21 protein-coding genes are annotated in these 20,187 nt (G+C 72.5%); 6 read left to right on the forward strand and 15 right to left on the reverse strand.

Features of this window, described 5'->3' with window-relative positions; translation table 11 throughout:
* Positions 1-144 precede the first annotated feature (144 nt).
* Complete coding sequence (locus tag BSL84_RS02545; protein WP_030029734.1) at positions 145-519, forward strand: hypothetical protein; 375 nt, start codon at positions 145-147, stop codon at positions 517-519.
* 30 nt (positions 520-549) lie between these two features.
* On the opposite strand, the gene BSL84_RS02550 is transcribed toward BSL84_RS02545, so the two are convergent.
* The 10 genes from BSL84_RS02550 to BSL84_RS02595 all read right to left on the reverse strand — a co-directional run bounded on the left by BSL84_RS02550 (position 550) and on the right by BSL84_RS02595 (position 8,583).
* Positions 550-936 carry a hypothetical protein gene (locus BSL84_RS02550; protein ID WP_030029733.1) on the reverse strand — a complete coding sequence of 129 codons (387 nt, stop codon included), beginning with the start codon at positions 934-936 and terminating at the stop codon, positions 550-552.
* A 377-nt stretch (positions 937-1,313) separates the two neighbouring features.
* Entirely contained in the window at positions 1,314-2,234 is a 921-nt protein-coding gene (locus BSL84_RS02555; RefSeq protein WP_030029731.1) for a MurR/RpiR family transcriptional regulator, read from the reverse strand.
* A gap of 64 nt (positions 2,235-2,298) precedes the next feature.
* Positions 2,299-2,931, reverse strand: coding sequence for an NADPH-dependent FMN reductase (locus BSL84_RS02560; RefSeq protein ID WP_030029730.1), 633 nt, complete (start codon positions 2,929-2,931; stop codon positions 2,299-2,301).
* 284 nt (positions 2,932-3,215) lie between these two features.
* Positions 3,216-3,557 (reverse strand): TcmI family type II polyketide cyclase, encoded by a 342-nt coding sequence (locus BSL84_RS02565; protein WP_030029729.1) that lies wholly within the window; start codon positions 3,555-3,557, stop codon positions 3,216-3,218.
* Positions 3,558-3,606: 49 nt separating this feature from the next.
* Positions 3,607-4,086, reverse strand: coding sequence for an SRPBCC family protein (locus BSL84_RS02570; RefSeq protein WP_030029727.1), 480 nt, complete (start codon positions 4,084-4,086; stop codon positions 3,607-3,609).
* Position 4,087: 1 nt separating this feature from the next.
* Entirely contained in the window at positions 4,088-4,342 is a 255-nt protein-coding gene (locus tag BSL84_RS02575) for an acyl carrier protein (protein ID WP_030029725.1), read from the reverse strand.
* Positions 4,343-4,383: 41 nt separating this feature from the next.
* A complete protein-coding gene (locus tag BSL84_RS02580) occupies positions 4,384-5,619 on the reverse strand; it encodes a beta-ketoacyl synthase N-terminal-like domain-containing protein (RefSeq protein WP_045321080.1) in 1,236 nt (411 codons plus the stop codon).
* Positions 5,616-6,887 carry a beta-ketoacyl-[acyl-carrier-protein] synthase family protein gene (locus BSL84_RS02585; RefSeq protein ID WP_199838695.1) on the reverse strand — a complete coding sequence of 424 codons (1,272 nt, stop codon included), beginning with the start codon at positions 6,885-6,887 and terminating at the stop codon, positions 5,616-5,618. Before BSL84_RS02585 ends, BSL84_RS02580 begins: the two co-directional genes overlap by 4 nt.
* On the reverse strand, positions 6,884-7,327 hold the full coding sequence (locus BSL84_RS02590) for a cupin domain-containing protein (RefSeq protein WP_030037272.1): 444 nt from the start codon (positions 7,325-7,327) through the stop codon (positions 6,884-6,886). The genes BSL84_RS02585 and BSL84_RS02590 overlap by 4 nt, the downstream gene beginning before the upstream one ends.
* A gap of 158 nt (positions 7,328-7,485) precedes the next feature.
* Entirely contained in the window at positions 7,486-8,583 is a 1,098-nt protein-coding gene (locus BSL84_RS02595; RefSeq protein ID WP_030037271.1) for a SchA/CurD-like domain-containing protein, read from the reverse strand.
* A 273-nt stretch (positions 8,584-8,856) separates the two neighbouring features.
* Between BSL84_RS02595 and BSL84_RS02600 the strand changes: the two genes are divergently transcribed.
* Complete coding sequence (locus BSL84_RS02600) at positions 8,857-10,491, forward strand: FAD-dependent oxidoreductase (RefSeq protein WP_075969700.1); 1,635 nt, start codon at positions 8,857-8,859, stop codon at positions 10,489-10,491.
* Positions 10,492-10,541: 50 nt separating this feature from the next.
* On the opposite strand, the gene BSL84_RS02605 is transcribed toward BSL84_RS02600, so the two are convergent.
* Positions 10,542-10,790, reverse strand: a complete 249-nt coding sequence (locus tag BSL84_RS02605) for an acyl-CoA carboxylase subunit epsilon (protein ID WP_158880046.1) — start codon at positions 10,788-10,790, stop codon at positions 10,542-10,544.
* Positions 10,791-11,083: 293 nt separating this feature from the next.
* On the opposite strand from BSL84_RS02605, the gene BSL84_RS02610 reads away from it, so the two are divergent.
* Positions 11,084-11,305 carry a hypothetical protein gene (locus BSL84_RS02610; RefSeq protein WP_045323008.1) on the forward strand — a complete coding sequence of 74 codons (222 nt, stop codon included), beginning with the start codon at positions 11,084-11,086 and terminating at the stop codon, positions 11,303-11,305.
* 114 nt (positions 11,306-11,419) lie between these two features.
* Here the strand turns inward: BSL84_RS02610 and BSL84_RS02615 are convergent, their stop codons facing one another.
* Both BSL84_RS02615 and BSL84_RS02620 read right to left on the reverse strand, forming a co-directional pair.
* Positions 11,420-12,259, reverse strand: a complete 840-nt coding sequence (locus BSL84_RS02615; protein ID WP_045323007.1) for a GNAT family N-acetyltransferase — start codon at positions 12,257-12,259, stop codon at positions 11,420-11,422.
* A gap of 136 nt (positions 12,260-12,395) precedes the next feature.
* Positions 12,396-12,941, reverse strand: a complete 546-nt coding sequence (locus BSL84_RS02620; protein ID WP_045323006.1) for a MepB family protein — start codon at positions 12,939-12,941, stop codon at positions 12,396-12,398.
* 240 nt (positions 12,942-13,181) lie between these two features.
* Between BSL84_RS02620 and BSL84_RS02625 the strand changes: the two genes are divergently transcribed.
* The gene (locus tag BSL84_RS02625) at positions 13,182-14,615 is read left to right on the forward strand and encodes a glycoside hydrolase family 16 protein (RefSeq protein WP_075969701.1); all 1,434 of its coding nucleotides are present in this window, start codon (positions 13,182-13,184) and stop codon (positions 14,613-14,615) included.
* A 120-nt stretch (positions 14,616-14,735) separates the two neighbouring features.
* On the opposite strand, the gene polX is transcribed toward BSL84_RS02625, so the two are convergent.
* Entirely contained in the window at positions 14,736-16,463 is a 1,728-nt protein-coding gene (gene polX, locus BSL84_RS02630; RefSeq protein ID WP_075969702.1) for a DNA polymerase/3'-5' exonuclease PolX, read from the reverse strand.
* A 159-nt stretch (positions 16,464-16,622) separates the two neighbouring features.
* Here polX and BSL84_RS02635 point away from each other — a divergent pair, with 159 nt between their 5' ends.
* Both BSL84_RS02635 and BSL84_RS02640 read left to right on the forward strand, forming a co-directional pair.
* The gene (locus tag BSL84_RS02635) at positions 16,623-17,165 is read left to right on the forward strand and encodes a hypothetical protein (RefSeq protein WP_030031293.1); all 543 of its coding nucleotides are present in this window, start codon (positions 16,623-16,625) and stop codon (positions 17,163-17,165) included.
* Position 17,166: 1 nt separating this feature from the next.
* A complete protein-coding gene (locus tag BSL84_RS02640) occupies positions 17,167-17,682 on the forward strand; it encodes a hypothetical protein (protein WP_045323004.1) in 516 nt (171 codons plus the stop codon).
* A 72-nt stretch (positions 17,683-17,754) separates the two neighbouring features.
* On the opposite strand, the gene BSL84_RS02645 is transcribed toward BSL84_RS02640, so the two are convergent.
* Complete coding sequence (locus BSL84_RS02645; protein ID WP_075969703.1) at positions 17,755-20,187, reverse strand: SpoIIE family protein phosphatase; 2,433 nt, start codon at positions 20,185-20,187, stop codon at positions 17,755-17,757.

The following is a 20,187-nucleotide window of genomic DNA, read 5'->3' on the forward strand; positions in this document are numbered from 1 at the left end:
GGAGGCAATGTCCCGCTGGGGAACCTCCCTGCGCGGCATATCTCGCGGGCCGCGCTCCGGTGCGGCCGGACGTACGCCTCCGCACGCGCCCCGCCCCTCCCGAAAAGCCCCACGGCCGGGCCCGGTGCGGGGATACTCGGACGCGTGGAACTGCACATCGATCACCGCTGGCTGCTGGAGCGGCAGGAGGCGCTGTTCAAGGACGTGGAGGTCGCCGACCACTCCGCCCTGGTCGCCGCCGTGGCCCGGCACCGGGTCAACACGCCCAGCCTGGAGGTGGACGCCCCCGACGCGTACTGGCGGGCGGCCGCCCTGCTCGACGCGATCGTGCTGCTCCGGCCGCTGCCCACCTCGAACGAGTACTTCGCCTACGGCGTCGCCGTCGCCTACATCGAGGCCTCCGGGAAGGCGGTGGAGGCCTCCTACGAGCAGTGGCGCGACCTCGTCACCGACATCCGCATGCTGCGCGTCAGCGTCTTCGACGTCGCCGCCCGGCTGCGCTCGTGGCAGCCGGCCTGAGGACCGCACACGGCCTCGTGCCCGCCGCGGTCAGCGCCTGCGCTGGGCGGGGGTGCCCGCCAGCAGCGCCTCCGAGACGAGCCGCGCGCCACGGGAGAGGCGGCTCAGCTGCTCCAGCTCCAGGGCGTACATCCTGATCGAGTTCTCGATGACCGACTCGGCGACGCCCATCATGGGCAGCTCGGCGCGGCTGGTCTGCAGGGCCGCCCGTACCGCCCGCATCTCGTGCTGGAGCTGGAGCTGGACATGCCGGGCGAGGAGTGCGTGGTGGCGGGTCAGCGTGAGGTAGCCGCCGTAGCGGGCCGGCAGCAGGTCCCGCAGCCATCGGGTGGCTGAGCGCTCCCAGTCGTGCGTACCTGGAGCCTTGACCTGCAGGGGCCAGTCCGGGCTGAGCGTAAACGTGGCCGTCTGGGGCATTCTCGTCACTTCCGAGGGGTGTCGAAGCTCTGATCGAGACGTTCTGTCGAGACGTGTGAGGGGCGGCCTCGGCCCAGGGGTTGACCGAGGCCGCCATGGGCGCTCTGCACAGATCCGAAAGCCTGGACTCGACCCGCGGTCGCGACGTGAGGAGGAGGTTCGTCGTACCGCGGTGCGTTCGAGAGGACGTGGGGTCGTCCTCCTTGGCATCTGGTGGATCAGGAGCGCCGTCGTCAGTAAACATATATACCGTCGAGTAAGCAAGGGTATGAAAAATTTCATGCACCTCGACGGCTGAATATCGCCTGGTGGGGTCGGCGCGGGAGGGTTCACGGGAAACGCGGGAACGCGGGAGACGCGCCGGCGACGCGGGAGCGCTACAGGAAGAAGCCGTGCTGGTCCGCCACGTGCTCGTAGTCCTCCAGACGGGCCTGGGTCCGCTCGGGATCGGCGTCCGCCATCGCCTGGAGCAGGGCCGCCGAGAGCATTCCGGGGGCCGCGTAGGAGTCGAACACCAGGCGGGATCCGGTCGCCGCCGTCAGGGCCACGTCGGCCTCGTCCACCAGCGGCCCGAGGGTGGGATCCGTGATCAGGACGACGCGCAGGCCCGTGCTGCGGGCGGCCCGGACGGCGGACAGGGTCTCCTTGGCGTGCCGCGGCATGGCGAACGCCAGGACCCAGGTCCCGCCGGCCGCCCTGGACTGGAGCAGGGCGTCGAAGGCGACGCTGCCGCCGCGCGTCACCAGGCGCACGTCGGGGTGGATGCGCCGGGCGGCGTACGCGAAGTACTCCGCCAGGGAGACCGAGATGCGCAGGCCGAGGATCGTCAGCGGCACGGAGGCGGCCAGCTCCCGGCCGATGTCCAGGACCTGGTTGGTGTCGGCGAGGAGCCGGCGCACGTTCTCCAGGTTCTCGATCTCCGCGTCGACGGCCGCCTGGAGCTCGTTGCGGCGGATCTGCTCGCGGGTGTCGGTCGCGCCGGCCACGGCGCTGAGCGCGATCGGCTGGAGCACGTCACGCAGGGCCGGGTAGCCGCTGAAGCCGAGCGAGGACGCGAAGCGGGTCACGGAGGGCTGGCTGACGCCCACCCGCTCGGCGAGCTCGGTGATCGAGAGGAAGGCGGCCTCGGTGAGGTGGTCGATCAGGTACTGGGCGATGCGCCGCTGGCCCGGGGACAGGCGGCGGCCGTCGAAGAGCGCGAGGAGCCGGTCGGCCGGAGGGCGGACGGGCTCCTCGGCCGACTGACCGCTCGGCGTGATCGCAGCCGCTTGTGCGCGTGCCTGCTGCCCCGATGACACCGGAGGGCCTCCTTCTCACGTCACTCGCGCTCAAACATAGCCCACCCCTCGCGGGCGATGATGATCAGTCCTGGGCGCGTGAGGTGACCGGGGCGTCGGTGCGGTCGCCCAGGAACTCGTACCAGCGGCGCTGGAGGCACAGGTAGCGGGTGTCCGCCTCGACCAGGTCGAGGAACGAGCCGATCGTCGCGGTCAGGCGCTCGCCCAGGCCCGGGTCGGTGAGGGCGCCGTCCTCGGTGAAGGCGTGGTGGGCGCCCGCCAGGCTGAACATGTCCGGATAGACGCGGGCCCCGAGGTGTTCGAGGGGGACCCGCAGGGCCCACAGTCCGCGGTTGCCGCCGACCATCGAGGGTGAGGCCGACACCAGCAGGGTCTGCTTGTCCTTGAAGGGCTGCGGCCGGTAGCGGGACACCCAGTCGACGGCGTTCTTCAGGACGCCCGGCACGGAGGCGTTGTACTCGGGCGAGGCGATGATCAGCGCGTGGGCCGCCTCGATCCGCTCACACAGGGCGAGGGCGCCGTCGGGCAGCCCTTCGCCGGCCTCGGCGTCGCCGTCGTAGGGGGGCATGGGGAAGTCGCGGAGGGTGACGGGTTCCGCCACGGCACCGGCCTCGCGCACCATCGCGGCGACGAGGGCCGCGAGCCGGACGTTGACCGATCCGGTACGGGAGGACCCGGACAGGACGAGCGCGCGCAGCGAGGTACGGGGGTGCTCCCCGTCGTGCGGGCGGCCCGGATCCGTCGGGAAGCGGTCGGGGTCTGTCGGGTTCATCGTCTCCTGCCCTCGGCTCTCGGCTCTCGGCTCTCGGCTCTCGGCTCTCGGCTCTCGGCTCTCCACCATCGGTTCGCCGCCATCGGTTCGCGGTGCTTTGCTGCCGGGTCTTTGCTGCCGGGTCCCGGTCCGGGCCCGCGGACGTCCGGCCGTCGACGCGCGGCGGGACCCGCACACGCCGGTGTGCGGGTCCCGTCCGGGCCGCCGGGTCACTTCGCGCGGGGGTTCTCCCAGCGGTAGAACTCCTGGGCCATGGCGTCCTTCGGGCTGCGCCACGTCGCCGGGTTGTGAGGGCTGATGAACGCCTGGAGCCGGTCGCTCAGCCTGCGGAACTCCGGGTGGTCGGTGACCTGGGCGATGGCCGGGCCGGGCGCCCGGTCCGCCTCGATGAAGTGCATGTAGACGTCGTCGAACTGGAAGAGGCTCCGCCGGGTGACCCCGACCAGGTGCGGCAGTTCACCCGCGTCCGAGTCCGCGAAGAGCTCGGCGATGTCGGGGCCCGACCCCGGCGCCATGCGGGCGACGATGAGGGCGCGGTGCGTGTCGTTCATCCGGCTGCTTGCCTTTCGTTTCGGAGAGGTCCCAGGACGTCGTCGGACGTCAGACACGGCTGGCGGCGGGGGCGCGGCTCTCACGCTCGCGCTGCTCGATCTTGTCCCGGATGAGCGCCATCTGGATCGGGGAGTTGCGGTTGATGTTGTCGGTCATCCAGGCGTCGTCCACGGGCGCGTCGGGCTTCATCGCGAAGTCCTGGGTCCACTTCATCCGGGTGCCGCCGGGCACCTTGAAGTACTGCCAGTGGATGTCCATGTGGGCGAAGGGGCCCGTCTCCACCCGCCGGGCGCGGACCGTGAGGTTCTTGCGGTCGACGGTCCGCTCCGAGACCCAGCTCCAGACCTTGCCGTTCTCGTCGGGGTGCATGGTCAGGCGGAAGGTGGTCGTGTCGCCCTTCTGGTCGAGGACCTCCAGCGAGGCGTACTCGCTGAACAGCTGGGGCCAGCTGGGGAGGTCGTTGGTCATCTCCCAGACGAGCTCCACGGGCGCGTTGACGGTGATCTCGTTCTCGGTGTGTCCTGGCATGTCAGGCTCCGGTCATCAGGCTGTTGTTGACGAGGTCGAGGAATTCCCCGGGGGTCTTGCAGCGGTCGGCGTCGGCGGGCAGGGCCCGTCCGCGCCGGTTCTCCAGCTCACCGACGATGCCGAGCAGGCCCAGCGAATCGAGGCCGTACTCGTCGAAGGACGAGTCCGGGCGGCTCGCCATCTCGATGGGGTCGACGGTGATGCCGGCGGTCTTCATCAGGGCCGCCAGCTCCTCCACGGTCAGTCGGTCGGACATGTGGGTGCTCTTTTCCTTGGGTCCCGCTCGGGCCCGGCGGGCTAGGCCGCCGGGGAGCCCTTGCGGACGACGAGCGCGGAGTTCGACCCCATCCGGCCGCGGCTGAGCACGAGCGCCGTGCGCAGCTCCGCCGGCCGGGCGCTGCCCGTCACCACGTCGAGGTCGTGGCACACGTCGTAGACGTTCGGGGTCGGCGGCACGACGCCGTGCTCCAGCGCCAGTACCGCGGCCGCGGTGTCGAGGGCGGGAGCGGCGCAGTACGCCCGGCCGGTACCGGACTTGGGCGCCGTGACCGGCACCTTGCGTCCGTGGTCGCCGAGGGCGTGGAGGATCGCGGCCGCTTCGGCCGCGTCGGCCTCCGGGGTCCCGAGGGCGTCGGCGAAGACGACGTCGACGTCCTCGGGGGCGCAGCCGGCTTCCCGGAGGGCGCCGCGGACGGCGTGGGCCAGGCCCTCGCCGGCCTCGTCGCGCCGCCGGGTGCCGCTGAACGTGGCTGCGTGGCCCGCCAGTTCGGCTCGTACGGTGGCTCCTCGGCGGCGGGCCTCGGCCTCGTCCTCGACGACGAACATGGCGCCGCCCTCGGCGGGGACGTAGCCGCAGGCCTGGTCGGTGAAGGGACGGTAGGCGCGCTCCGGGTCGTCCCGCAGGCTCAGTCCCTCGTACTCCAGCTGGCAGACGATGGAGTACGGCGCGAGGGGTGCCTCCGTCGCTCCGGCCAGCATGGCCCGGCTGCCCTGGCGGATCGCCCGGACGGCGTGCGCGAAGGCGTCGAGCCCGCCCGCCTCGTCGCTGCAGACGACCCCGCAAGGCCCCTTCAGCCCGCGGCGGATGGAGATCTGGCCGGTGCTGGCGGCGTAGAACCAGGCGATCGACTGGTACGGGCCCACGAAGCGCGGCCCCTGCTCCCAGAGGTGCTGCAGTTCGCGCTGGCCGAACTCGCCGCCGCCGGAGCCGGCGGCGGTGACGACTCCGAAGGAGAAGGGGTCGCCCTCGTAGTCGGCGCGGCCGAGCCGGGCGTCCTCCAGGGCGAGGTCGGCGGCGGCGAGGGCGTGGTGGGTGAACCGGTCGGTCTGGACGAGGAACTTGTCCTCGACCAGGGACCCCGGTTCGAAGCCCCGGACCTCGCCCGCGACGCGCAGCGGCAGGTGCTCGCAGCCCGGCCTGGTGACGCGGTCCAGGACGCTGACGCCGGACTGGGTCGCCTTCCAGAAGGCGTCGGCGCCGACGCCGTTGGGGGCGACGACCCCGATGCCCGTGATGACCGTACGGCTGGTCACGAGACCTCCTCCTTCGGCCGGGTCATGACCACGGCGGACTGGAAACCGCCGAAGCCGCTGCCCACGGAGAGCACGCTGCTCAGCTTCCGGCCCCGGGCGACCTTGGGCACGTAGTCCAGGTCGCATTCGGGGTCGGGCGTCTCGTAGTTGGCGGTCGGCGGGACCACCTGGTGGACCATGGCGAGGACGCAGGCGGCGAGTTCTATGGCCCCGATGGCGCCGAGGGAGTGCCCCACCATGGATTTGATGGAGGTCATCGGCGTCCTGTAGGCGTGCTCGCCCAGGACCTTCTTGACCGCCGCGGTCTCGTGGCGGTCGTTCTGCTTGGTGCCGGATCCGTGCGCGTTGACGTAGTCGATCTCGTCGGCGGCGATTCCGGCCTGGGCGAGGGCGGTCTCGATGGCCCGGGCCATCTCCAGGCCCTCGGTGGTCAGCCCGGTCATGTGGTGGGCGTTGCCGAAGGTGGCGTAGCCGCCGATCTCGCAGTAGACGGTCGCGCCGCGGGCCCGGGCGCGTTCCAGCTCTTCGAGCACGAGGACGGCTCCGCCCTCGCCGAGGACGAATCCGTCCCGGTCGGCGTCGAACGGGCGGGAGGCGTGGGCCGGGTCGTCGTTGTTCGGCGAGGTCGCCTTGATGGCGTCGAAGCAGGCGACGGTGATCGGCGATATCGGGGAGTCCGAGGCTCCGGCGATGCACACGTCCATCCGGCCCTCGGCGATGGCGTGCACGGCGTACCCGATGGCGTCGAGTCCCGAGGTGCAGCCGGTGGAGACGGTCTGGACGGGTCCGCGTGCTCCCGTCTGCTCCGCGACGGCGGAGGCGAGGGTGGCCGGTGTGAACGCCCGGTTCAGGTGCGGGCCGGCCAGCTTGTGGTCGACGTCCCACCAGGAGCCGGACTGGCTCACGGCGACGTAGTCGTGCTCCAGCCGGGTGGTGCCGCCGACGGCGGTGCCGAGGGAGACACCGGTCCGCCAGGCCTCGTCCGCGGTGAGGTCGAGTCGGGCGTCGCGCACCGCCTCGCGGGCTGCGACCAGGGCGAACTGGATGTACCGGTCCGCGCGTGCCGCCTCCTCCTCGTCGAGGCCGTGCTCGGCGGGGTCGAAGTCGACCTCGGCGGCTATCCGGGAACGGAATCCCGTCGGGTCGAAGAGGCTGATGCCCCGTGTCGCCGTACGCCCGTTGGACAGCAGGTCCCAGAAGTCGCGGACTCCGATGCCGCCGGGCGCGACGACGCCCACTCCGGTGACGGCCACCCGCCGGCGGGTCACGAGACCGCTCCTGTGCGGTCCGGCGGCTGCTCCCATGCGGTTCCCTCCGGGTTCGGGGCCTGCTCGGTGTCCACGTGTCCCAGTTCGGGGCGCGGGGCGAGGGGGCCGAGGTGGAAGACCATGCGGGCTTCGGTGTCTCCGACGTTGCGGAAGCGGTGGCGCGTGTTCAGGGGCACGAGCAGCCCCTGGTCGGTGCGCAGCGGGTGGGCCTCCCCGTCGAGGTCGACCTCCAGCCGGCCGCTGACGACGTACACGAACTCCTCGGAGTACGGGTGGTAGTGCTCGGCGATCGACTCTCCGGGGGCCATGATGGCCAGGCCCATGAAGCCGCTGGTCGAACCCACCGAGGTCGGGGTGAGGACGGCCCTCAGGTCGCCACCGCGCCGGCGGTTGGGCGGCGTCTCGCTCAGGTCCACGATGCGTGGGCGCTGTTGGGTCATGGTGGGTGCCTCCTGGCGTGGGGGGAGAGCCTCGACGGGGATCGGGGTGGGGTGGGTTCGGGGGGATCGGCGGGAGCCGTGGTGGGCCGGGGCCGGCTGGGCCGGCGGGGCCGCTGGGGCCGGAAGGGGGACCGGCCGGAGGACGGCCCCGGGGCGGATCAGGACGGGGCGGGTGCCCGCCGGTCGGTGATCAGGTCCATGGTCCGGTGCGCGGCACGGCCCCGCCCGCCGGGCGCGACCGTCAGGCGGTCGAGCACCGCGGCCTTGCGCGGACCGGAGGTCCCGTAGACGGTCTCGGGGTCGGCATCCAGCGGGCCGCGTACGTCGATCAGCCGGACGACGATGTCGTCGCGCTGGAAGATGCTGCTGCTCCGGACGGGGCTCTTGGGCCGGCGGGCGGCCGCCTCGTCCTGCCGGGCCAGGAACCGGGCGAGTGCCTGGCCGCAGCCGGGCTTCGCCGGGTAGAAGACCGCGTGCCGGCGCACCTCGGCGGACTCGGGCTCGGGTGCGGCGATGTGGTGGACGGCCGGGACGGCGGCGCGCATGAAGAACATGCGGGCCGATTCGGGGTCGCCGAGGTCGCGGTCCTGTTCGAGGTAGGGGTTGATGGCCTCCTCGACGGCGCGGACCTCGGGCTGTTCCGAGACGTGCCGCAGGGCCGCCATCAGGTCGCCCTGGACCTCGACCGTACGCACCACCCGGTTGCCGTGCATGAACAGCGAGGTGCGGCACAGGCGGGTGTGGTCGTCGACGCGTGCCGCAGGGGAGGCGTAGCTGGAGAGGATGGACGCGACCTCCTTCTCGCTGCCCGGCTTGACCGTGAAGGTGAGGGCGTGGCGCACGATGCCGGCGCCCAGGCGGGGCGTGGCCTGCAGGCGCGCCGTGGACGGCCGGGCCGCCTGGTCGTAGCCCCGTCCGGTCTCGCGCAGCACGGTGAACTTGAGCGGGCGCATGGAGCGCGCGCACGCGCCCAGCGGCCGCACCTGCTCGGCGTGGTGCTCGCTGTTGACCCAGGCGAGGTACTGCGGGGCGCTCTCCCACTCGCTCGTGATCAGCCACTGCGAGGGGTTCTCGAAGGACTGGCACAGCTGGTCGCTGATGTGTCCCGGGACCGACGCGATGTCGTTGCGGAGCTTTTCGTACGCCTCGAAGAACTGCTGCTGGGTCCCCTCGTGGAGATCCATCAGAAGGACGACCCGGAGCATGGAGCCGTCGAAGGCTGACTGCGACACCCGTTCGGACAGGGTGGTTGTCATCTACTCACTCCTTCATGAGGGGGTGGAGATCCATCGCGTACGGACCCCTCGTCCGTCACCGGTGGCGTCCGCCCGGGCCGGCGGCCGCCTCTGGGGAACGGCAGGCCGGCGCGTCTCAGGGGGAGCCGCTGTCGCTCATCGTCATCCGGGGAGGGGCGTACCGCTACATGTCGGGATCAAGCGGGTGACAACCGGCGAATCAACTGGGCCTCATCGCGGATCGGGGGCATAAAGAGTCCACTCCCCCACACAGAAAACAGGAGCCCGCAGCTGATGGAAGACAACGCCGATGTTCGCGTACCGGTTCTCGTCGTGGGCGGCTCCCTCGTGGGCCTGTCCACCTCGCTTTTCCTGAGCCGCCACGGAGTGAGGCACCTGCTGGTCGAGAAGCACTCCGGTACCTCCCCGCACCCGCGCGGCCGTGGCATCAACGCCCGGACGATGGAGCTGTACCGCACAGCAGGGGCGGAGCACGCGATCCGCCGGGCGGCGTCCGTACTGGAGGGCATCCAGGGCATTCTGCAGGCGCGGTCGCTGACCGACACCGCCGACCACAACTGGCTGATCAAGTCGATCGACCCGTCCGGTGCGCTGGCGCGGTTCAGCCCGACGGAGTGGTGCCTGTGCAGCCAGAACAACATCGAGCCCGTACTGGCGGAGCAGAGCCGGGCGCTGGGCGCCGACATCCGCTTCGGCAACGAGCTGATGAGCTTCGACCAGGACTCCACCGGGGTGAACGCCGTGGTGAAGGACCGTACGACGGGCCGGCACATCTCGGTGCGCGCGGACTTCCTGATCGCGGCGGACGGCCCGCGCAGCCCCGTCCGCGAGCAGCTGCGGATCCCCCAGACGGGCAACGGCGAGCTGTTCCACAACGTGAGCGTCACCTTCCGCTCGGAACGGCTCGTGAAGGTGCTGGGCGACCTGCGCTTCATCGTCTGCTACCTGATGCGCCCGGGTGCCGACGGGGCGCTGCTGCCGGTGGACAACGACACGCAGTGGGTCTTCCACGCCCCCTGGCACCCCGACCAGGGCGAGACCCTGGAGGACTTCACCGACGAGCGGTGCGTGGACCAGATCCGCGAGGCGGTCGGGGTACCGGACCTGGACGTGGAGATCGGCGGCAAAGCGCCGTGGCACGCCGCCGAACGGGTGGCGGAGCGGTATTCGTCCGGTCGGGTGTTCCTGGCCGGGGACGCCGCCCACGAGATGTCGCCCACCGGGGCCTTCGGCTCGAACACCGGTATCCAGGACGCGCACAACCTCGCCTGGAAGATCGCCGCGGTGCTGGAGGGGTCGGCGGGCGTCGAACTGCTCGACACCTACCAGGCCGAGCGGCTGCCGGTGGCCCGGGCCACGAGCGAGCGGGCGTCCGCCCGTTCGGCCGAACACAGCCACCCGGGGTACGTGCCCCCGCCCACGATGGGCGGCGGACCGGGCAGCGGCGTCCTGACGACGGCGATGGCCTACTGCTACACGCAGGGCGCGCTCGTCGGCGGCGACCCGGCGCGGCCCGTCATCCCGGAGACGCTGCGGTCGATGGGCGACACCGGGACCCGGGCCCCGCACATGTGGCTGACCAGGGCCGGTGAGCGGATCTCCACCCTGGACCTGTACGAGCGCTCCTTCGTGCTGCTCAGCGGCGCGGGTACGCCGTGGCGGGCGGCCGCGCAGGAGACGGCCCGGCAGCTCGGGGTGCGGCTGGACGCGTACACGATCGGCTCCGGCCCGGACGCGGACCTGGTCCCGGAGGGCGGCGCGCCGTGGACCGAGGTCCACCGGCTGGGCGCCGACGGCGCCGTGCTCGTACGCCCGGACGGCTTCGTGGCCTGGCGCTCGGAGGGTGCCGTGGCCGACCCCGCGCCGGTGCTGCGCGAGGTCCTCTCGACGGTGCTGCGCCGGGCGTGACCGCCCACTCCTTTCGTCCGCCGGCCGTGCGCGCGGCCGGCGGACGGGGTTCAGCGGCAGGTCCAGCAGCCTGCCCAGCATCCGGCGTGGGGCCGGACGGTACGGCGGCGGCCGAAGCCGCTGCCGGCCGGTCTCTCGGCGCCGCCTGTCACGCGGCGGTCCCGCTCGGCACGGTCACGCTCCAGGGAGGTCCGGTGCGCGTAACAGGCGATGACGACCGCGATCGCGGCCACTTCCTCGGGGGCGGCGACGCCCTTCTCCACACGCAGCAGGCTCGCTATCGGAACATCGTTCGACATCGGCACGGCCTCTCTCACGGGGGCTGCGCGTGCGCCCTGTCGCGTCGCGAGGGGCGGACCGGCTCGGCGTCGACGCGGGCGGCACACGGGTGGCTCGGCGCGCTCACGGGACGTGTTCCGCATGCGCGAACCGGCCTGTGGGGTCCTGTCGGATCTCCAGGACTCCTGTCGCGACCGACGCTACAAGCGCCCGGCGGCCGCGGCACGCCGGGACTTCGGCGACCGCGGGCCTGCCCGAAGGGCTGCCCGGCCGGCCCCCGGGCGGGCTCCGCGGGCTCCCGGGCAGGGCGCTCGTGAAGGGCCGCCGGCAGCCCCTGCTCTGCCGGGGGTGCGCCGGCCACCTCTACGCCGTCTGCACGACGGACCACACCGGCGGGAACAAGGTCGGGCAGTGGGAGGTCGACCACGAGATGCCGGTGTCGTGTCCGCTGGCGGGCCTGCTGCCGCTGACCGGCAGGGTCGTGTCCGTCCACGACCTGCCCGGCGCCGAGGAGGTCCTCGGCCCACCGCGCTGAAACAGACGGCGCGTTGGGCCGACCGGGTGAGCCCGTCCGCCGCGCGACCCGCCGCGGCGGACGTGTCGACCGTGTCGCGCCGTGCCGTGGGGCGGCCCGCGTCTCGTGAGCGGGCTACGCGCGGAACGGCCCGGGCTCGGTCCGCAGGTCGTAGAGGTAGGAGCGGTCGTCCTTGAAACTGCGCCAGACGGCGGCCGGGGGTAGGGGACCGTCGGCACGGCCGTCGGCGGGATGGGCGGTGACGCGGCCGTCGGCGATCCGGCAGTGCCAGCCTTCGGCCGCCGACCAGACGCACCACACGTTCCCGTCCGTCCGGCGGTAGGCCGGACGCCCGTCGTGCTCGCCGTCGCGTTCGAAGCGGTGGCGGAGCCCGTCGGTGTGGCGCACGAAGGTGAAGGTCGGCCGGGTCCGCCACTGGTCCGAGGTCATCCGCCAGATGACGTCGATCCCCGACTCGGCTGGGGCGAGCGGGCCTTCGGGGGCCGGGCCGCGCTCGACCTCGGTGAAACCCAGGCGGCGGGCGACGGCCCCGCTGGCGTGGTTGGCGGCGTCGTGGCGGATCTCGATCCGGTCGATGCCCGGCAGGCCGAAACCCTGGGCGGTGAGAGCGGTGCAGGCCATGGTGACCAGGCCCCGCCCGATCCGGGCCGGGTGGAGCCAGTAGCCGATTTCGAGGCCTCCGGCTCCGATCCTGCGCATGAGGACGCAGGTGCCGATCACTTCGGCGTGCGAGGTGATCGCGTAGCCGTAGGCCTCCCCGGTCTCCCACTTCCGCCGCATCCTGGCGAGGAAGTCCGCGGTCTGCTGTCGGCCGGTGTCGGCCGCCCACGGGAACCACGGCACCAGGTGGTCACGCGACTCGTGGATCGCCCGCTCCAGGGCGTCGAGGTGGTTCGTGCGCCATCGGTGCAGGTCGACCTGGTCTGAACTGAGGCTTTCGGCTGGCGGTTGCATGCACCGGATGGTCTCCCGACCCGGCTGCCGACGACAACGCATTAACCGATCGCTTCGAACGGCCCGCGCCGCGTGGCATCGCGGGAGAGCGGCCCGGCCCGGGGGCCCTGCCGGCCGGGACCGGCGGGAGAAGCGGTCAGCGCTGCGCCGGGTGGTACAGCGCGTGCGCGCGGGCCATGTCCACGGGCTCGTCCCCGGACAGCCGGAGGAAGTGTTCCACCTGCCAGGCCTGCGTGGCGCTCGCCTGGCGGCTGGTGGTGGCCACCCACGGCGGGTAGACGCGGAAGGCGCGCTTCCCGCCGGAGCCGTCCGTCGACACGACACCCCGTGCGCGCAGCACCTCCCGTGGGAACACGAACTGCCCGAACCGCTCGCCCTGGCACGTACTGATGACGAACAGGTCGACGGGGTCCGCGGCGTCGAAGGGCTGGATCGGCCCACCCCCGGCCCTCTTCCACACCGTGACGAACTGGCCCGCCTTCGTCGGGGTCGTCTTGGCCACTCGGAACCTGACGGCCAGGCCGTCCAGGGTGAATCCGCAGGCCCCGTACTCGGTGCTCTCCGGCTCGGGCACCGGCCGTGTGCACGTGAACCCGGCCGGGTCGTACGCCAGCGCCATCGCCCGCAGCAGATCGTCGGGGATCCCCGGTTCGCCCGGCCGGGTCTCGCGTTTCGTCACCATGCACCCATCCTGCCAGATTTCGAACGTGCGACCGAATTCGATCTCGGGCGGTCCGCGGCCGCGAGCACGCCGGACCCGGGCCAAGTGCGGTGCGTAACGGGCCGCTTGACGCATCTCCTCTTGACGCCCGCAGGGACGCGGAGCACAGTGGCCAGCGTTCTGAGAGCGCTCTCAGAAACCGGAACCTGCTCTATCTTTCCCCGCACCCGCGCCTCACGGCGCGCTTCAGAGAGGGCACCGATGCGCAAGACATCCGGCAGGAGACGAGCGACCGTACGGCGGGCGGTGCTGGCCGCGGTCGCCACGACGGCCCTGGTCGCTGCCGCCGCCGCGGGCGTCGCGATACCGGCGAACGCCGCCGCTCCCCCCGTACCGGCAGGCTGGACCCAGGTGTTCCTGGACGACTTCGACGGAGCCGCCGGCTCCGGGATCGACACCGCCGACTGGCAGTACACGACCGGCACCAGCTATCCCGGCGGACCCGCCAACTTCGGCACGGGCGAGATCGAGACGATGACCGCCGACCCCTCCAACGTGTCCCTCGACGGCGCGGGCCACCTGCGCATCACGCCCCGGCGGGACGCGGCGGGCCGGTGGACGTCCGGCCGCGTCGAGACCCGCCGGGGCGACTTCCAGCCCCCGGCCGGCGGCACGCTCCGCACCGAGGCGCGCATCCAGATGCCGAACGTCACGGGACCCGCCGCGAAGGGCTACTGGCCCGCCTTCTGGATGCTCGGCACCCCGTACCGCGGGAACTGGTGGAACTGGCCGGGCGTCGGCGAGATCGACATCATGGAGAACGTCCAGGGCCTCAACACCGTGTGGTCCACCGTGCACTGCGGTACGAGCCCCGGCGGCCCCTGCAACGAGACGTCCGGCATCGGCGGCCAGCGCACCTGCCCCGGGGCGAGCTGCCAGGCCGGATTCCACACGTACGCCGTCGAGTGGGACCGCTCGACCGCGGTCGAGCAGATGCGCTTCTACGTCGACGGGCTCAACTACCACACCGTGCGGGCCGATCAGGTGGACGCGGCGACCTGGGCCAACGCCACGAACCACGGCTACTTCGTCATCCTGAACGTCGCCATGGGCGGCGGCTTCCCCGACGCCTTCGGGGGCGGTCCCGACGCCGGCACCGAGCCGGGCCACGCCATGGTCGTCGACTACGTGTCCGTCCTGCGGTCGGCGGGCGGCACGACACCGCCCACGACGCCCCCGACCACGCCTCCGACCACGCCGCCCACGACCCCGCCGTCCGGCAGCCGCGACGCGTACGCCGCGATCCAGGCCGAGTCGTACGACGGCCAGTCGGGCGTGGCCACGGAGTCCTCCGCGGACTCGGGCGGCGGCCAGAACCTCGCGGCCCTCGGCAACGGCGACTGGGCCCTGTTCCGGGGCGTGGACTTCGGCTCCGCGCCGGCGACCCAGTTCCACGGCCGGGTCGCGAGCGGAGCGGCCGGCGGTGTGAGCGGCCTCGTCGAGGTACGGCTCGACAGCCGGACCTCGGCCCCGGTCGGCAGCTTCTCGGTCGCGAACACCGGCGGCTGGCAGAGCTGGCGCACCGTACCGGCGAACATCACCGCCGTCACGGGCACGCACGACGTGTACCTCACCTTCACCAGCGGCCAGCCGGCGGACTTCGTGAACGTCAACTGGTTCGGCTTCGGCCACTGATCACAGCGGCCCCCCTCGCGGGCGCGGCGGACACGCGGCGCCCGCGAGCACCCTGCCGGACCGGCCCGGGCGAGAGCCCGGCCCCAGTCCGACCCCTGTCTGGTCCCTGTCTGGCCGCGGTCAGGCCTGCTTCGCGGCCAGGAAGCGGCGCAGCCTCGCCAGCGGCCAGGCGTTGACGACGTCGTCCGCCGTCAGCCAGCCGCGCTGCGCGGTCCCCACCCCGAAGCGCATGTAGGGCAGGTGCGTGGTGGCGTGGGCGTCGGAGTTCACCGCGAACTTCACGCCGTACCGCTTCGCCCGCAGGATGTCCTCGTCGCTGAGGTCGAGCCGCTCGGGGTGGGCGTTGATCTCCAGAGCGGTGCCCGAGCGTGCGCACGCCTCGAACACGGCGTCGAAGTCGGCGTCGATGCCGGGACGTTTGCCGATCCGGCGGGTCGTCGGGTGGCCGATCACGGCGACGTGCGGGTTCTCGCAGGCGCGGATCAGGCGGCGGGTCAGCTCCCGCCGGCTCTGGTTGAAGTGCGAGTGGACCGACGCCACGCAGAGGTCGAAGCCGGCGAGGAACTCGTCGGGCCAGTCGAGCGAGCCGTCCGGGCCGATGTTGAGTTCCGTTCCGTGCAGCAGCCGCATCCTGCCCTGTCTGCCGTCGAGTTCGCGCAGCCGCTCGCGCTGGGCGAGGATCTTCTCCGCGGTCATGCGCTGCATGGCGAGGTTCGGGGCGTGGTCGGTGACCGCGTAGTAGGCGTATCCCCGGGCGGCAGCGGCGGCGACCATGTCCTCCAGCGGGGCGAGCCCGTCGGTGAGGTCGGTGTGGGTGTGCAGGTCTCCACGGATGTCCTTCTGCGTGAGCAGGTCGGGCAGTTCGCCCCGCAGCCCGGCTGCGATCTCGCCGCGGTCCTCGCGCAGGGTCGGGGGTATCCAGGGCAGGCCGAGCCGTTCGTAGACGGCCTCCTCGGTCTCGGACGTGATGCTCTCGCCGCTCTCGGCGTCGAAGAGCCCGTACTCGGAGAGCTTCAGCCCCTGGCGCGCGGCGAGTGCACGGGTACGGATGTTGTGCGCCCTGGACCCGGTGAAGTACTGCAGGCCCGCGCCCCAGGAGGCGGGCGGAAGGACCCGCAGGTCGACCTGGAGGCCGGTGGCCGTGCGTACGGAGGTCTTCTTCTCGCCCCGCGCGATGACCTCGGCGACGTACGGGAGGGAGGTGAGGGTCTCCATGAACGGTGCCGACCGGCGCGCCGCCACCAGGATGTCGAGGTCGCCGATGGTCTCCCGCATGCGCCGCAGGGATCCCGCGTAGGTGCACCGGACGCAGCCCCGGACGGCGGACAGTTCGGCGACGAGCTGTTCGGCTGCGTCCATGGCGGCGCCGACGAGGATCCGGCCCTCGCCCGCCTTCTGCAGCAGCGCGATGCCGTGCAGGATGTTGTCCTCGGTCCGCTCGCCGAAGCCCTTGAGGTCGCGCAGCCGCTCCCGGTGGACGGCTTCGAGCAGCTGGTCGACGGAGGTGATGCCCAGCTCCTCGTAGAGGACCATGGCCTTGCGCGGTCCGAGCCCGGGGATCGTGATCAGTTCGCGCACTCCGGACGGTACGGAGGCCCTGGCCTCGTCGACGACGGACATGCGGCCGGTCCGCAGGTATTCGAGGATCTTGCCGGCTACCGACCGGCCGACGCCCGGGATCTCGCGCAGCCCCTCGGCGTCCAGGGTGGAGACGTCCTGCGGGTGGCCGCCGACGGCGCGGGCGGCCTTCTCGTAGGCGCGCGCCTTGAAGGCCTCCCCGCCCCGGATCGCGATGAGGTCCGCGTACTCCTGGAGCATCGCCTCGACCTGGTCGTTGGCTCGGGCCATGCCTCCAGGGTGCCGCGCGGGCGCGGGGCGGGCACGCCGGCCAGGCGGCCCGCCCGTCCCCGCCACGCGCCCCGTGGCGGCCGGGGCCCCTGGTTTGGCCGGCGGCAGCGGGGGCAGCCGCGAGACACACAGGCGAAGGCCCCGGAACGGAGTGCGGACATGTCTACAACCACACTCGTAGTGGTGATCGTCATCGCGGTGGTCGTGGTGCTCGCGCTCATCGCGATGCTGTGGCTGTCGGCCCGGCGACGGCACCTGCGTGAGCGGTTCGGCCCCGAGTACGAGCGGACCGTGCAGGAGAAGGGCGGCGCGAGCGCCGCCGAGCGCGACCTGCGGGCCCGTGAGCAGCGGCACGACCGGCTCGACATCAAGGAACTGCCGGCCGAGCGCCGGCGCGAGTACGCCGAGGCCTGGAGCGACGTCCAGGAGCACTTCGTGGACCGCCCGGAGAACTCCGTGGCGGAGGCGGACGAACTGGTCTCCAGGCTGCTCAACGAGCGCGGATACCCCACCGCGGGGTACGAGGACCGGCTGCGCGACCTCTCCGTCGAGCACGGGCGCACCCTGGACCACTACCGCGCCGCGCACGACGTCAAGGTGCGCAGCGGCGGCGGCCAGGCGACGACGGAGGAACTGCGTGGGGCGATGGTGCACTACCGCGCCCTGTTCGAAGAGCTTCTGACGGACCAGAGGAGTCGTTGACATGCGTATACGTGGAGGTCAGGAGGCCCGGGACAGCGAATCCGGTCCGACCACGGAAGACATCATGAACTCGGGCGCGGCCGAGGCGGAACAGACGCCCGTGTACCCGGGTGAGGCCACCGACTCCGATCGGACGGACGGCCTGGGCGCCGAGGACTCGGACGGGACCTCCGAGACGGACGGGGCGGCAGGGACCGAGGGGGCGGCCGGCCGGGCCGACGCACCGGGCGGGGTCGACGCCGACACGGAGGAGCCGCTGCTCGGCACGGCGGAGACCGAGGAGTACCGCAGGAAGTGGAGCGAGATCCAGGGCCGGTTCGTCGACGATCCGCAGGACGCCGTACGGTCCGCGGACACCCTGGTCGCGGAGGTCATGCAGGCCCTGGCCGGCAGCTTCTCCACCCGCAAGCAGGGCCTGGAGGGCCAGTGGGGCCGTGGTGAGCAGGTGGCGACGGAGGACCTGCGGGTCTCGCTGCAGCACTACCGCTCGTTCTTCAACCGGCTCCTCAAGACCTGAACCGGCCCGGAACCGCCACTGCCCCTCCGGGCTTCGCCCTTCGGAGCACCACCCCCCGGACGGCGCCGCGCCTCATGCGGCGTCGTCCGGGACGTGCAGGTCCAGTACGCAGAGGTCGTCGGAGTTGCCGGTCCGCTGCGCCGCCAGCGTGCGGGCGAGCTCGCCGCCGACACCGTCCCGCAGCAGCTGCACGGCGGTGCGGGCGAGTCGTCCCAGTCCCTGGTCGATGTCCTCCCCCGGCTGCTCCACGAGCCCGTCGGTGTAGAGCAGGAGATGGTCACCGGGCCGGAGGTCGATGACGGCCTGCCCGTACACGGAGTCGCGGGCCGCGCCGAGGAGGCAGCCTGCGGGCTGCTCCAGGAAGTCGGCCCGGCCGTCGCGGATCAGCAGCGGCGGCAGGTGTCCGGCCCGGGCCCAGGTCAGGCGGCGGACGTCGGGCTGGTAGCGGCCGATGAACATCGTCGCGGTGGCGGACGGCTCCGAATCGGTGTGCAGCAGCAGGTTGTTGAGCCGGCGCAGGACGTCGAGGAGCGCCGTGCCGGTGGTGGCCATGCCCTTGGCGGTGAACCTCAGCTGGGCCATGGTGCCGACGGCCGCCAGGCCGTGGCCGGCCACGTCCCCGACGACGAAGAGGGCGCTGCGGTCGGGCATTTCGACGGCGCTGTACCAGTCGCCTCCGACGTTCACCCCGCTGTCGGAGGGCACGTAGGCCACCTCCACGCAGAGTCCCGCGAGTTCCACGGACTGTTCGGGGATCGGCAGCAGCGTCGCCTGGAGGCGGGCGGCGAGCGCGCGTTCGGCCTGGAGCATGCCGGACTGGACCAGGACGGCCCGCTCGCTCTCGCGCAGGGCGTGTTCGGCGTCGCGCAGCGCTGTGACGTCCTGGAAGAAGCCGTGCACCTCGACGGGGGCGCCGTTGGCGTCGGTCTGGGACTCGGCGACGATCCGCAGGTGCCGTACGCCGTCGGCGGTGCTGATGCGGAACTGCTGGTCGACGGCCCGCTGCCCGAGTCGCAGCAGCCGGTGGACGGCGGCGGCGATCCGCGGCTGGTCGTCGGGCAGGACGTGGCGGGGCAGGTCCTCCAAACCGACCGGCTCCAGTGCGGGGTCCCGGCCGAAGATCGCGTAGACGTGGTCGGACCAGGTGACGCGGTTCGTCGTGAGCTGCCAGCGGGCCCAGCCGAGGTTGCCAAGGCGCTGCATCTCGTCCAGCCTGCGGGCCTCGCGTTCGCTGATGTCGTGCCGGATCCATGAGACGACCAGGCGCTCTCCCAGCCGGGTCGCCCTGACCGAGTACACGGTCTCCTGGGGGAATCCGGGACCCACCTCCTGGTAGGTGAAAGGCTCGCCCTCGTACACGGTCCCGGTGGCCAGGGTGTCCTCGTAGCCCTCCCACAGCGCGGTGCCCGCCACGGTGGGGTACGTCTCCAGGACCCGTCGGCCCACGAGTTCCTTGCCCCGGCGCCCCTGTACGTCGACGGACTCCGGCGCCGCTCCGTCGATCCGGTAGTCCTCGATCTCCCCGGTCTCCGAACGCAGGGGCGTGAGCAGCACGGCCGGGCCGGACAGCACGTCCAGGACCGCCTGGACGGACGCGACGTCGGCGGGGACGGCCGGCGGCACGGCGTCACCGTGGGGCCGGCCGTTGCGCAGCAGGGCGGTGCACAGCCGGACGGCCTGGCGCAGCAGCGTGCGGGTGTCCTCGCCGAAGGGGCCCGGACGGCTGCGCATGAAGCCGACGGCGCTGTGCACGCGGCCGCCGGACGGTACGGGGATCCAGGCGCGGGACGGCCACTGTCCGGGGCTGTCGCCGATCAGGAGGTAGCGGCGGGCGTCCGCGACCGGGTCCTCCAGCCACACGGCCTCTCTGGCGGCGATGGCTTCGAGGGCGGCGACGCCGCTGAGCGGCGGGACGTGGTGCCACTGCTCGGCCAGCGACCGGGTGATGCCCGCGTGGCCCGTCAGCTCCAGGCTGCCGGCGGGCGTCACGCTGTAGATCATCACGCCGTCGACGCCCACCGGTTCGTTCAGCACGTCACGCAGCAGGTGCGCGACGTCCGCCTCGCTGTCCGCCTCGGCGAGGCCTTCGGCCAGTCTGGGCAGCGGGGCCCGCAGGCTTTCGTCGCCCGGCGCGGCGACGACGTCCGTCCGGTCCGGCGCGGACGCGGGCTCGGACCCGGTCGTGGGCTCGGACCCGGTCGTGGGCGGGGGCGGCACGGCGGCTCCGGGCGCCGGCCTGGAGCGGACCTGGCCCAGGGTGAGCCAGCACTCCTCCATGAGGGTCCTGCCCCACCGGGTCCCGCGGGCGAGCAGCGCCTCGTAGGCCGCGTCGGCGGAGACCCCGGTCTGGGCCATCAGCACGCCCTTGGCGCGCTCTGTGACGGCGGTGGCCGCGGCGATGCCCTCCAGGTCCGCGATCTCGGATCTCAGCCTGGCCACCACCCTGGCCAACGCGAGCACCTCCGGTGAGGCGTCCTCGTCGGGAGGCACGACTTCGTGCGTCAT

This window comes from Streptomyces sp. TN58, assembly GCF_001941845.1.
GTDB lineage: Bacteria > Actinomycetota > Actinomycetes > Streptomycetales > Streptomycetaceae > Streptomyces.

Coding starts and splice junctions, on each gene's coding strand:
- BSL84_RS02600 (WP_075969700.1), top strand. CDS start 8,857: ATGGAAGACAACGCCGATGTTCGCGTACCGGTTCTCGTCGTGGGCGGC.
- BSL84_RS02550 (WP_030029733.1), bottom strand. CDS start 936: ATGCCCCAGACGGCCACGTTTACGCTCAGCCCGGACTGGCCCCTGCAG.
- BSL84_RS02640 (WP_045323004.1), top strand. CDS start 17,167: ATGCGTATACGTGGAGGTCAGGAGGCCCGGGACAGCGAATCCGGTCCG.
- BSL84_RS02565 (WP_030029729.1), bottom strand. CDS start 3,557: ATGAACGACACGCACCGCGCCCTCATCGTCGCCCGCATGGCGCCGGGG.
- BSL84_RS02615 (WP_045323007.1), bottom strand. CDS start 12,259: ATGCAACCGCCAGCCGAAAGCCTCAGTTCAGACCAGGTCGACCTGCAC.
- BSL84_RS02620 (WP_045323006.1), bottom strand. CDS start 12,941: ATGGTGACGAAACGCGAGACCCGGCCGGGCGAACCGGGGATCCCCGAC.
- BSL84_RS02625 (WP_075969701.1), top strand. CDS start 13,182: ATGCGCAAGACATCCGGCAGGAGACGAGCGACCGTACGGCGGGCGGTG.
- BSL84_RS02605 (WP_158880046.1), bottom strand. CDS start 10,790: ATGTCGAACGATGTTCCGATAGCGAGCCTGCTGCGTGTGGAGAAGGGC.
- BSL84_RS02635 (WP_030031293.1), top strand. CDS start 16,623: ATGTCTACAACCACACTCGTAGTGGTGATCGTCATCGCGGTGGTCGTG.
- polX (WP_075969702.1), bottom strand. CDS start 16,463: ATGGCCCGAGCCAACGACCAGGTCGAGGCGATGCTCCAGGAGTACGCG.
- BSL84_RS02575 (WP_030029725.1), bottom strand. CDS start 4,342: ATGTCCGACCGACTGACCGTGGAGGAGCTGGCGGCCCTGATGAAGACC.
- BSL84_RS02590 (WP_030037272.1), bottom strand. CDS start 7,327: ATGACCCAACAGCGCCCACGCATCGTGGACCTGAGCGAGACGCCGCCC.
- BSL84_RS02595 (WP_030037271.1), bottom strand. CDS start 8,583: ATGACAACCACCCTGTCCGAACGGGTGTCGCAGTCAGCCTTCGACGGC.
- BSL84_RS02570 (WP_030029727.1), bottom strand. CDS start 4,086: ATGCCAGGACACACCGAGAACGAGATCACCGTCAACGCGCCCGTGGAG.
- BSL84_RS02645 (WP_075969703.1), bottom strand. CDS start 20,187: ATGACGCACGAAGTCGTGCCTCCCGACGAGGACGCCTCACCGGAGGTG.